Source organism: Magnetofaba australis IT-1, from assembly GCF_002109495.1.
GTDB classification, from domain to species: domain Bacteria; phylum Pseudomonadota; class Magnetococcia; order Magnetococcales; family Magnetococcaceae; genus Magnetofaba; species Magnetofaba australis.
This window is the reverse complement of record NZ_LVJN01000015.1, coordinates 320,892-332,393: the sequence shown is the minus strand read 5'-3', so window position 1 is coordinate 332,393 and position 11,502 is coordinate 320,892. Positions and strand designations below refer to the sequence as shown.

14 protein-coding genes are annotated in these 11,502 nt (G+C 64.3%); 9 read left to right on the top strand and 5 right to left on the bottom strand.

Annotation, left to right across the window (positions count from 1 at the left end; all coding sequences use genetic code 11):
• Positions 1 to 23: 23 nt before the first annotated feature.
• The 9 genes from MAIT1_RS03770 to MAIT1_RS21990 all read left to right on the top strand — a co-directional run bounded on the left by MAIT1_RS03770 (position 24) and on the right by MAIT1_RS21990 (position 7,882).
• Positions 24 to 830: a hypothetical protein gene (locus MAIT1_RS03770; protein ID WP_085440884.1), complete on the top strand. Its 807-nt coding sequence runs from the start codon at positions 24 to 26 to the stop codon at positions 828 to 830.
• Between the two features lie 21 nt (positions 831 to 851).
• Positions 852 to 1,451 carry a molybdenum cofactor guanylyltransferase MobA gene (mobA, locus tag MAIT1_RS03765; RefSeq protein ID WP_085440882.1) on the top strand — a complete coding sequence of 200 codons (600 nt, stop codon included), beginning with the start codon at positions 852 to 854 and terminating at the stop codon, positions 1,449 to 1,451.
• 14 nt (positions 1,452 to 1,465) lie between these two features.
• A complete protein-coding gene (locus MAIT1_RS03760; RefSeq protein ID WP_085440880.1) occupies positions 1,466 to 1,951 on the top strand; it encodes a hypothetical protein in 486 nt (161 codons plus the stop codon).
• Positions 1,952 to 2,007: 56 nt separating this feature from the next.
• Complete coding sequence (locus tag MAIT1_RS03755; RefSeq protein ID WP_085440878.1) at positions 2,008 to 2,340, top strand: hypothetical protein; 333 nt, start codon at positions 2,008 to 2,010, stop codon at positions 2,338 to 2,340.
• Between the two features lie 155 nt (positions 2,341 to 2,495).
• The gene (locus MAIT1_RS03750) at positions 2,496 to 2,930 is read left to right on the top strand and encodes a YbaN family protein (protein ID WP_085440876.1); all 435 of its coding nucleotides are present in this window, start codon (positions 2,496 to 2,498) and stop codon (positions 2,928 to 2,930) included.
• A gap of 26 nt (positions 2,931 to 2,956) precedes the next feature.
• Complete coding sequence (locus tag MAIT1_RS03745) at positions 2,957 to 3,406, top strand: hypothetical protein (RefSeq protein ID WP_085440874.1); 450 nt, start codon at positions 2,957 to 2,959, stop codon at positions 3,404 to 3,406.
• A gap of 23 nt (positions 3,407 to 3,429) precedes the next feature.
• The gene (locus MAIT1_RS03740; protein WP_198947785.1) at positions 3,430 to 3,852 is read left to right on the top strand and encodes a rhodanese-like domain-containing protein; all 423 of its coding nucleotides are present in this window, start codon (positions 3,430 to 3,432) and stop codon (positions 3,850 to 3,852) included.
• Positions 3,853 to 3,967: 115 nt separating this feature from the next.
• Positions 3,968 to 4,771, top strand: a complete 804-nt coding sequence (locus MAIT1_RS03735; protein WP_085440872.1) for a hypothetical protein — start codon at positions 3,968 to 3,970, stop codon at positions 4,769 to 4,771.
• Between the two features lie 78 nt (positions 4,772 to 4,849).
• Positions 4,850 to 7,882, top strand: coding sequence for an HD domain-containing phosphohydrolase (locus tag MAIT1_RS21990; protein WP_198947784.1), 3,033 nt, complete (start codon positions 4,850 to 4,852; stop codon positions 7,880 to 7,882).
• 394 nt (positions 7,883 to 8,276) lie between these two features.
• Here the strand turns inward: MAIT1_RS21990 and MAIT1_RS03725 are convergent, their stop codons facing one another.
• The 5 genes from MAIT1_RS03725 to MAIT1_RS03705 all read right to left on the bottom strand — a co-directional run bounded on the left by MAIT1_RS03725 (position 8,277) and on the right by MAIT1_RS03705 (position 10,902).
• Positions 8,277 to 8,552, bottom strand: a complete 276-nt coding sequence (locus MAIT1_RS03725) for a hypothetical protein (RefSeq protein ID WP_085440871.1) — start codon at positions 8,550 to 8,552, stop codon at positions 8,277 to 8,279.
• Between the two features lie 214 nt (positions 8,553 to 8,766).
• On the bottom strand, positions 8,767 to 9,465 hold the full coding sequence (locus tag MAIT1_RS03720; protein WP_143814638.1) for a c-type cytochrome: 699 nt from the start codon (positions 9,463 to 9,465) through the stop codon (positions 8,767 to 8,769).
• A 224-nt stretch (positions 9,466 to 9,689) separates the two neighbouring features.
• Positions 9,690 to 10,034: a hypothetical protein gene (locus MAIT1_RS03715; RefSeq protein ID WP_085440869.1), complete on the bottom strand. Its 345-nt coding sequence runs from the start codon at positions 10,032 to 10,034 to the stop codon at positions 9,690 to 9,692.
• Complete coding sequence (locus tag MAIT1_RS03710; protein ID WP_085440867.1) at positions 10,031 to 10,441, bottom strand: hypothetical protein; 411 nt, start codon at positions 10,439 to 10,441, stop codon at positions 10,031 to 10,033. Before MAIT1_RS03710 ends, MAIT1_RS03715 begins: the two co-directional genes overlap by 4 nt.
• Before the next feature lie 11 nt (positions 10,442 to 10,452).
• Entirely contained in the window at positions 10,453 to 10,902 is a 450-nt protein-coding gene (locus tag MAIT1_RS03705; protein WP_085440865.1) for a c-type cytochrome, read from the bottom strand.
• Positions 10,903 to 11,502 lie beyond the last annotated feature (600 nt).

The window sequence follows — 11,502 nt, the reverse complement described above, 5'->3', positions numbered from 1 at the left end:
GAATTCCGCACGGAAAGGACGCCATGCTCGACCAGACCGATACCCAGACCGCCGCCCCCACCCGCCTGTTTGACGACACCGGGCGGCGGATCCCCCCTGTCGGCCTGCAAGCCGAGGCGCACCCCATCTCCCGCGGTTACTTCAAGATCGACCCGCAACAGATCGACTACGCCGCCATCCACAGCCGTCTGACGCGCCTATTGCCGCTGCAAGGCGCGCCCGACGCGGCGGCCTTCCAGGCTCGGGTGGAGGCGGCTTTGGCGAGTCTGCGCGCCGACCCCAACACCGCCGATGTGCTGACCAGCCAGGCGATCCCTTTCATGCTGCCGCGGGCGACCTACGCCGATCTGGGCGCGGCGGTGGAGGAGACCTACATCCCCGCTGTGGCCGCCGCCTTTGGCGAGGTCCAGCCTGACTACGACTTCACCAACCACCACATCGGCGGCTTTGGCGGCAAGCTCGCCCCCGCCCCGGGGGCGCGTCAGGAGACGCTGCTGGCGCGCATGGCCGACGATGTCGTGGTGGGTGTGCTGCTGCCCTGCCTGCCCGGCTATTCGGTTCCCGCCGCGCGCGAACAGATGGCCTCGCTGCCGGAGCAGTTCCTGCTCGCCGGGGCATTGGAGCAGTGCGCGGCGTTCGTCTCCATCCCTGATCTACTGGTGCGCCCCCATGGCTATCCGCCGCTGCTGATGTGGAGCGGCGCGCAGTATGACAACGACGAGTTCGCGCCCCACTTTGAGGCTTACGGCTACAATCTCACCGTCAACTCCCGCGGCCACTTCGGCCACGCCAATGAGTACTGGTCCCACGCCCTGACGGTGCTGGCCTAACTGCGTCCGGCGACCCGGCGCATGGCGGATTCCGCGACCATCTGCGCCGTGGTGCTGGCGGGCGGACGCGGCCAACGCATGGGCGGACGCGACAAGGGGTTGATCCCCTGGCGCGGCAAGCCCCTGGCGCTGCATGTGCTGGAGCGCCTGCGCGGGCAATCCCACAGCGCGCTGATCAGCGCCAATCGCCATACAGCCGAGTACGCCCGATGGGGCGCGCCGGTCGTTGTCGACGATGGCGGCCCCTATGGCGGCGCGCTGTGCGGCGTGCTCTCAGCACTCTCCCACACCCCCGCCGACTGGCTGCTCACCGCCCCCTGCGACGCCCCCCTGCTGCCGCTGGACCTGGCCCAACGCCTGCTGCGCGCCCGCGCCGAGAGCGGCGCGCTGATGGCCATCGCCCATGACGGAACCCGCCCACAGCCAGCTTTCGCCCTGATCCATCGCGATCTGGAGCGCCCCTTGCAAGCTTGTCTGCACAGCGGCGAGAAGCGTCTGAACGGCTGGGCCCGGCAAGTGAATGCGGCCCACGCCGACTTCTCCGATTGCCCCGCCGCGTTCACCAACGTCAATGACCCCGAGCAGTTTGCCCAACTTGAGCAGATCGCCGACCAGCTCTGAGCCCACGGAACGCCATGCGCCTGATCACCCTCAATACGCCGCTGCAATCGACCCTGGACATTGAACAGATCTCGCCGCGCTGGCGCCGCGAGACCGAGAAAATGGTGGACAAAATGGCCAGCGGCGCGCTGATCTCCCTGCCCGGCATCGCCGGTTACGCGCTGCGGGTGGCCAGCACGGCGGCGCCGTCGCTGCTGCAGTTCGCGATTCTGGCCCCGCCCATGCCCGCCATCGCCGGCACGCGCACCCCCACGCCCATCCTCACCGTCACCGCAGCCATCGCCGACTCCCGTTACGCCGCCGACCTGTGGCGCGACACCGTGCAGCGGGCGTTTGACGCCCACCCCAAGTGGTCCGCCGACTCCCCGCCGCAAGCCTCCTGGTGCGCGCTGTCGCCGTGGGCGGCGCTGGCGCGGGTTCCCGCCCCCAGCGCCACGGCGGCTTCGGACCTGGCGAAAGCGCTTGTGTGGCGCTGGGCCACAACCGATAGGTCAGGATAGCGCGGCGCCGATGGCGCGCGCAGACATCCACCGCATAGACCGATGGAGAAGCCGCCATGCGCGCCCTGTCCATGACGTTCATCGCCGCCGCCCTGTTCATCGCCCCGTCGCTGGCGTCTGTGAGCCTCGCCCACGCCGACGAGGCGATCTGCCCCGAAGCCAAAAAGGCGCAAGCGGCGAAAAAAGTCGCCGCCAGACTGCCCGCCGATCGCCCCACCTTCGATCTGCCGCGGTTTGATCCCACGCGCCCCAGCCCGCCACGCATGATGATCATGCCGGTGATCATCGCCACGCCGCAGCAGCCCGACTTCCAGGAGCATGTGCTGGTCCCCGGCGGCTCTCTGCCCATCCACACCTTCGTCAATCCAGTGCAGATTCCGCCCTATTGAGCCCGATTGCGCCCGGAATTCCGCAATCACACAAATCTTCCGCGCGCGGAACTTCCTTCATCGCGCGCCAGACAAATCCTCAGTACGCGTTAACACTTGTGCGCCGGGGCGGTTTTCCCTTGCCCGGAACCGCCTGTCGGGTTATCTGACTGCCCATGGATATTGATGCGCAACCCACTTGGCGACGCTGGCTGTTCCTCTCCATCGGCTGGCTTGCCGTCGTTTTGGGATTGATCGGCGCGGTGCTGCCGGTGATGCCCACCACGCCGTTTCTGCTGGTGGCGCTGTGGGCCTTTGCGCGCAGTTCGCAACGCTTTCACGACTGGCTCTACTATCACCCGCTGTTCGGCGCACCGTTGCAGCAGTGGGTGGAGCATCGGGTCATTTCGCGACTGGGCAAACTGCTGGCGGTGGGCGCCATCAGCGTCGGCTACATCGGCTTGGTGCTGCTGGTCAAGGCGCCGCTGTCGGTGACCGCGCCAGTGGGGATTACGCTGGCCATTCTTATCGGCTATCTGCTCACGCGCCCCTCCTATCCGCCGCCGCACTGGGAGGCCGCCGCCGCTCCCGACGCCTCGTCGTCCCAATAGCCGTTTTCCCCTCTCAAGGCAGGTCCATGGGCAAGAAGAAACTGAAGAAGAGCAAAACCAAGCGTCATCCAAAAGTGGCGCTCACCGGCGCCCAGAGCGTCGAAGCGTTGGTCGCCATGGAGGAGGCCGCCTGGGTCGACCATCTGCTGCCCCAGGAGAGCGACGCCCCGGCGCCGATCAAGCGCAAGAACAAAACCCGCGACGCCAAGTCTGACAGGAAAGCGGACAAGGCGGACAAACCGGATAAAACGGGCGCATCGGACAAGGCGGCGAAAAAACGCCTGCTCCTGCTCGGTCAGGCCCTCGACCACGCCATGCACTGCGGCGACATTGAACAGACCGTGGTGATGCGCTGGGCGCAGAAGCATCTGAACGCCGAGCAGATCGCCCGCCTGGAGCTGGAAGTGGAGGATGATCTGCCCCCCGCCACCCGCCCCATCCGGCTGAAACAGGCGTTGATCCGCCTGCCGGAGTAACCCGCAACCCATCGGAGACCGCCATGCTGCCGTCCGCCCCCCACAGCCCCTCCAATCCGGAGCTGCACCACCTCTCCCCCGCCGACGCCTACGCGCTGTCGCAGCAGGAGGGCACGGTGTTCATCGACGTGCGCATGGAGCTGGAGCACTTCTATGTCGGCCATCCGGCGCGGGTGATCAATATCCCCTGGCAGGACTACCCCGAGTTTGAGATCAACCCCGATTTCGTCAAAGAGGTGAGCCAGAACGCTGGGAAGGATCAGCAGGTGCTGCTCATCTGCCGCTCCGGCCACCGCTCCATCGACGCCGGCAATGCGCTGCTGGCGGCCGGTTTTCAGCGCGTGGCCCATGTGGTCTCCGGCTTCGAGGGCGACCGCGACGACAACCACCACCGCTCCTCTCTCAACGGCTGGCGCAAAGAGGGGCTGCCCTGGGTGCAGTGCTGAGAGTGGCGCTCACACCCGAGGACGCTTGACTCCGTGGGGGCGACCGCCCCCACAATGGAAAGCCCCCTCCACCGTTCGCCGGGCGCCGCCCGGCGACGACACTTGAGGCGATTCGATGCCGCGCACGCCCGCCCACGACACCCTTCGGCAGATCAACAAGATCTTCAATCAAACGCCGGAGCCCGACCCCTTCACTCTGCGCCGCCTGAAGAAGGAGGCCGAGCAGCAGCTCTCCAGCGAGCCCGAATTCGCCAATCTCTCCCTGGCGCGTCTGGCCTGCCTCAACCACGAACCGGCGCAGATGGAGAGCTGGCACAAGAGCCACATCAATCTGCTGCCCGGGCAGGCGCAGCCGCATCTGGAGTATGGCGCTTCCCTGCGCAAACTGGGCTTCTTCACCGCCGCCCGCGACCGCGCCCTCCTGGCTCATGAAGTCGACCCCGCGCATCAGGGGGTGATTCAACAGATTATCCGCGACGCCATCTTATGCGGCGCGTTTCACCAGGCCCACGAGTGGATGCGCCGCTCGGTGGATGAGAGTCAGGCCCCGGTCTACCGCAAGCTGTATCACTTTCTGCAAGGGGTGCTGGAGCTGTTCGACCAGCGCGAGATCAGCGACGCGGCGTTGCAACAGGTGCAGGAGCGCGCCCTGGCGCTGCTGCGCGCGCAGGAGGTCTACCCCGCCGGGGTGCTGCGCAAACCCGCCGTGGCCCTGGAGCTGAATCAAACCGAGTCCGGCCCGCTGGTGAGCTGGCGTATCCAACTACGCCAGTCAGAAGAGGAGATCGAACGGTTTAACGAGGAATTACAAGCTGAGCTGGAGAGTTGGCCACAGCCGCCCATGCTGCGGCGGTATGTCCATTTTCATTTTAGCGGCTGGCGTGAGACGATCCCCACCCCCTACGGTTTTTATATGTAAACCTTTGCCATTGGCGAACCGATAGGCATAGTTGAAGCACGAACTCCATTTCAGTCGCCTTTGGGGGAAGGTTCGACCATGCTGGCAAAAACACCCTTTTTCCGCGTGCGCTTGCACATCGGCATCATGCTGCTGGTGATTCTGAGCTGTGGCATTCTGTTCAAAGGCGTGCTCACCATTGTCCACGACCAGAGCGCGCAGTCGGCTCAGGTCAACGCCAAGTCGCACTTTCAGGAGCGCGCCAGCATCCTGACCAAACACCTGAGCAGCGTGTTCGACTCCGCCAAGCTCACCGCCGCCATTCAGATCTCCAATCCCCTCAGCCATACGCCCATTGACGCCAACGGTCTGGCCCACCCCATGGCGCAACCGTTTATCGTCGCCGTGACCCACACCCCGGCGGTCTACAGCGTCTATCTGTCGCACCCCAACGGGAATTTTCTGCAAGTCATCAACGCGTTAAACGATCCGCAGATCGCCAAGGCGCGCAGCGCGCCGCCCAACACCGCCTACATCGTGCGCGCCATCGATCGCTCCAACGGCAAAAGCATTGAGAGTTGGCGCTTTCTCGACGCCAATCGCAGGATGCTGGATGTACGCATCAGCAAAGAGGTCACCTTCGACCCCCGCGTGCGCCCGTGGTATCGCAAAGCGATGCAGTCTGAAGAGGTCACCTTCTCCGACCCTTACGTGTTCCACTCCAATAGCGAGTTGGGGATCAGCGCGGCGATTCAAAGCAGTGATCATGAAGGTGAAATCATCGGCGTGGATCTGACCCTGGGCGGATTGGACGCCTTCCTGACCCATCGCATCCACTGGCCAGGCTCCCATGCGGTGCTGCTGGATCGACAGAAGCAGGTGCTGGCGCAGGCGCACATCCCCTCCAAATCGGGCCTTGTCACCCTGCCGCTGCCCCTGCTCAGCAACCTGGATGACGCCAACCAGACCTGGGCCATGCGCTTCTCCTCCCTCTACTCTCCGCAGAGTGGCCAACGGGCGCGCATGGTGGGTCCTGAAGGCATGGAGGAGATCCTCTACGTCAATGATCTGGATGGCTTGGACTCGCCCGTCACCCTGGCGCTGAGCGCGCCGCTGGCCAGCTTCATGGGGCCGGTGGAGACGATGTTCGACAACATTCGCTCGCTCACCATCATCCTGCTGGCGGTGCTGCTGCCGGTGGCGCTGATGGCCGCCTGGCTGCTTAGCCGCAATCTGGGCCAGCTCTCCACCGCCTTCCAGGGCTTTGCCCGCACCGAATCGGTCACCGGCCTGCCCGGCGGCTCGTTCATCACTGAAGCCAACGATCTAATCGAATCCGCAGGCAAGATGCTCAAGACGTTGCAGAGTCGCACCGAGCAGCGCGACGCCTCGCAGAAACGTCTGCACAAGCTCATCGAACTGGGCATCAGCATCGGCTCGGAACGCAAGCGCAACAAACTGCTACGCTCCATCCTCACCGGCGGAGTGGAGATGAGCCGCAGCGACGCCGGCACCCTCTACCTGCGCCAGGATGACGACACCCTCACCTTCGCCATCCGCACCAAAACCGATGAGCTGCCCGATATCCGCCTGCCGCTGTTTGACGAGACCGGCGCGCCAAACAGCCGTTTTGTCGCCACCCACGTGGGCGCCACCGGCGAGATCGTGCGCATTGACGACGTCTATCGCGAAACCCGTTTTGATATGTCCGGCGCCAAGAGCGTGGACAAGGACACCGGCTATCGCACCGTCTCCATGCTGTGCATGCCGCTGAAAACCCACGAGGGCGAGATCCTCGGCGTGCTGCAACTGCTCAACGCCCTGGACGAGGACGGCCAGCCGCGTCCCTATCGCGATGAAGATATCGGCTTTGTGGAGGCGGTGGCCGCGCAGGCGGCGGTGGCGCTGGCCAACCACCATCTGGTGGAGGGGCTGCGCAAGCTCACTGACGCCTTCATTCAGGTGATTGCGGGCGCCATCGACGCCAAATCGCCCTACACCGGCGGCCACTGCAACCGCGTGCCCATGCTGGCGCAGATGTTGGCGGAGGCGGCGGAGAGGAGCGACAGCGGGCCATTTGCCGACTTCCATTTCGCCAACGATGACGAACGCTATGAGTTCAAGATCGCGGGCTGGCTGCACGACTGCGGCAAGGTGGTCACCCCCGAGCATATCGTCGACAAGGCCACCAAGCTGGAGACCATCTACAACCGCATCCACGAGGTGCGCATGCGCTATGAGGCGCTCTACCGCGATGTGGAGATCGACTACTGGCGCGACATGACCGAGCCTTCCGCCGATCAGGAGGCGCTGGCCGCCAAACGCGATGCGGAGCTGGCCCGCCTGCAGGAGGAGTACGCCTTCATCGCCCGCTGCAACGAGGGCGGGGAGTTCATGGACCCGGAGGATATCCAGCGGTTGCGCGCCATCGCCGAGCAGACCTGGACGCGCCACTTTGACGACCGCATCGGCCTGTCCCAGGACGAGCTGCTGCGCTATGGCGATGAGCCGCCCATTGCGCCGCCCGCCACAGAGCCGCTGCTGGCGGACAAACCGCATCACGTCACCCCACGGCGCATGGCCGACCCCAGCAAGCCCTACGGCGACAACCCCTACGGCTTCACCATGGCCGTGCCCGACAACAAGCAGAACATGGGCGAGCTCTACAACCTGGCGGTCTCGCGCGGCACCCTCACCGCTGAGGATCGCTATATCATCAACGGCCACATGCTACAGACCATCTCCATGCTGGAGACCTTGCCGTTCCCCAAATTCCTCAAGCGCGTACCCGAATACGCTGGCTCGCACCACGAGACCATGACCGGCAGCGGCTATCCGCGCGGTTTGCGCAAAGAGGATATGTCGGTTCCGGCGCGGATGATGGCCATCGCCGACATCTTCGAGGCCCTCACCGCCTCCGATCGCCCCTACAAAAAGCCCAAGAGCCTGAGCGAAGCGGTGCGCATCCTCTCCTTCATGCGCAACGACGGCCACGTGGACCCGGAACTGTTCGATCTGTTCCTCACCAGCGGCGTCTATCGCCAGTATGGCGAGCAGTTCCTGCAACCGGAACAGTGCGACGAGGTGGATATCGCGCACTATCTGTCGGATGACGCCAAAACGGCGTCATAAGGGCGACAATGTGGCGTTTTTTTCCCGACAGTTGACCCGACGCCACACGGCAGGGGTGCGGGCTCCGCCCTAAAGAAACTCTGTAAGGCATGGGGAAATCAGCGGATTTTCAAAAACGGAAAGATGCCAATGATCATGGCGCCGGGATTGCTTTATAGATAAGCAATGAACGCGGTGCGGTCGCTCCGGCTGTTAGGCCCGAGAAACACACTCCCCGCTGAAGCATCTTATTGGGACCCGTCTGGCGACCGAGATGGCTGGGCTTCCCGCAACGCGGATCATTCACACACCTCCCCACACGGGAGACGCAAGCTGGCAGCGTGACGACAGAATCGGCACGCTGCTTTTTTTTGCCCGCAGAAGAGCCCAACCCACGCGCCTGAGGCAAAGTCGGTTAGTCGTCCTCATCCACCTCTTGGCGCACACCCACCGCCACGGTGTTGCCGCGATAGCTGATCAGCAGGCGCATACGGTCGCGCATACGGCCATTAACGAGAATCTGCGACATCTCCTGCTCGATGGTGGCCAAGCCCATATCGATGGCGTTCTCCAGCTCGAATTCGCTCACCTCCAGGGCCTCGGCAATCTCCTCCAGAGGCAGCTTGACCTCAAGCTCCTCCTCTTGTCCTTCATCCTCTTCAGCGGAAGGATCCCGCTTTTCGTCATGCATCGGTTCACCTTTTGCGCCACGGGGGAACCCATCCGCCGCAGCGTGCATCATGGGGCGGACTGGCGCCCAACCCGCTTGCCGGAAGAATAGCCCTGAGCCAAACACGCTCGGCATTGCGCGTGATGACGCCACAATGGCGCGCCGCCCACAGGCAAAATAAAAAACGCCCCGCCCCGCTGTTCAGCGGAGACGGAGCATTGCACACACTCTCCGCTTAACGAAAATCGGGATTCCGCCAACCCGTCGGCGCCAGATCCTTCTGCGGCGGTCGCAAACGGGAGACGTAATCGCTCACCGCCTGCAGATCCTTATCGCTAAAGTGCGAAATCTGCCGCACCATATCGCTATTGGCGTTCCGTCGCTTGCCGTCGCGGATCCAGGTCATCTGCCGCAGGATATAGGCGTAGTGCTGACCGTGAATGCGCGGGTAGAACTCCTTGCCCACCCCCTCGCCAGCGTCGCCGTGACACTTGACGCAGTGGTGTTTGTAAACCTCTGCGCCATGGGCCAGATCGTCGCCCGGGCCAACCCCATTGTTGGGATTCATCGGCAATGTGGCGATATAGGCGGCCACGTCGGCGATGGATTGCGGCCCGCCGATCTCCTCGGCGATGGCGAACGGGTACATGGTGGGCGCGTCGCGATTGCCGGAGCGGATATCCGCCAACTGTTTGATCAGCACCTCACGATGCTGTCCGGCGATCTGCGGAAACGCGCCATCCTCCAGCCCCCACCCTTCAGGCATGTGACACGCTTCGCATACCCGGTAGATGGCCAGCCCATGCTTCAGATCCGGCGTCAGATGCAGCGCCTTGTCGCCTTCGCTACCGCCCTCCAGCCCGGCCATGGCCGCACTGCTCACGCCCCACATCAGGCTCGCGGCAAGCGCGACCATCCCGTTGCGTCGATTCATTCCCTCAACCTCCCGCGCGCCAACCGAGCCGCCGACAGATTTCCGGCCGCCGCCGCAGCGCCCGCAGAGCGCCAGGACACTGGCCTCGCAACCACGCCTGCTGGCGTATTCAAGACCGGTCCATACTGGGTAGAGTTATACCACACTCCGCCCGGCGTCGCGACTAATTGGGCGTACGGGGCAACGATTGGGAGTGACGCAGAGGCGGTTGCGCAATCCGTCCGCTAGCCGCCGTTGCCGATACAGGCGGCGTCGTAGCGCTGCTTTTTGATGCGGTAGCAGGCGCGCGAACAGGGCATGTGTTCATACACCATGGAGTAGTGGCCGCGCGCCTCGCGTCCGCAGTAGCGGGTATTGCAGTGCTTCCACAGGGTCTCAACGATGCCGCCGCTGGCGATGATATTCGCCCACGCTGCGCCGCGCTGACCGATGCTGGCGCCAAACAGATTGCATTCGATGCTGGTCGGCCCGCTGACGCCGCCGAAATCCTGCGCCGCCTGCGCGCTGGCCGCAACCAACCCGCCCAGGAGCAGCGCCATCAGCGCCGCTGTGCAGCGCGCGCCGCTCACGGCCAGCCCAGGATGTTGCGCGCCAGCATCTGTGCGATGGCCGGATCGTCGGCGCCCCGCGCGCACGCCTGACGCAGCAGCGTTTGCGTATCGGCGCCCGGCGGCGCTTGGTGATGCGCCATGTCCAGGCGCTGCGTCAGGCCGACAACACAGGCGTCGCGCTTGGCCAATCGACCAGCGTACTGCTTGCGCAGCGCGGCGCTGGATTGCGTCGGATCATGGGCGTTGTGCTCACAGGCGCTGCGCACGGTGGCGTCATCGTCGCTCTCCAGCACCAACCCCCACGACGCCGCCTCATCCAGCAGCGCAGCGTAACAGGCCGCGCGCGGGTCTTGCCCCTGGGCGTTGCCCATCGCCGCCGCCCCCATCAGCCACAGCCCCGTCAATACGCTGAGTAATCGCGCCATCATCACGCTCCTCAAGGGGTTTGGGGCGGATGCCCCAACTGCAACAGAAACGCTGTCAGATCGTTGCGAAAACGGCGATCATTGACGCCATCGAAAGTCAGCGGATGACCTTTGGATGTCTGCGTCATATTGGTCGCTTGCAACACGCTCTGCGGGTTCTCAATGAACGCCTCCAGCCGCGGACGATCCCAAATGAACCCCGCTTCGCTCACTTGCAGACGGAACGCGGGGCTGTAGTCATACCCTTTGAGGCCGCCGGCGCGGCGTCCCGCCACCCGCCACAGGGTGGGGCCGGAGCGCGGGGGATCCCCGGGGCGCAAGGCGTGGCAACTGCCGCAGTAGTTGAGCGCCAACTGTTCGCCCACGATCAGATCGGTGCGGAAAAACATCCACCACGCCCCCACCGTCACCACGCACAGCAGCGCGCCCACCACCACAAAATTGATTTGCGCGTTATTCATGGGAGGTTCCAACAGAGGGTGTGCGCCGCTCTGGGCGACTTGTGAATCAGATGAATTGCGGGCGTTATCGCGCGCCGATTGGCGGGACGTTGGCCGCTGGTCGCGCCCCATCGCCAAGGGCGCTGTGCGCGCTCCCCGGCCTGGGGCGATGCGAAAGGAATGGACGCGGGCGCATCCCATCGCGGCGGGCCGAATGGCCACACAGCCGCGCGCTCCAAAGAGGTCGAGTCCGGTCGTGCGTGTGCTGGGAAGAATCTGCCGCGTAGGCCCGCTACTTTGCGCCGTGGCGATGCGTCCGGGAAACCCGACGAACCACCATCCGACCCGTAAGGCCGGTCTTCGCGCCACATTTTCCCCTTGACTTTCTTATCGGCGCCCATTCTTGAAACTTTAGCCATGCATTTGTTAAGCCAATGCGGTTTTGGGTATTCGATGGGTTTGGGCAAACTTCGAGGGAAGAGGAAAGATGTTGAGGGCGGCGCCCTCAAACTCCCCAAAGTCAACGACCACACCGTGGGGCGCCGCCCCACACCCCGCTGGGGGCGCGGCCCCCAGACCCCGGAAAAGTTGGCCATAAATGTCCAACTTTTCCACCTGTCT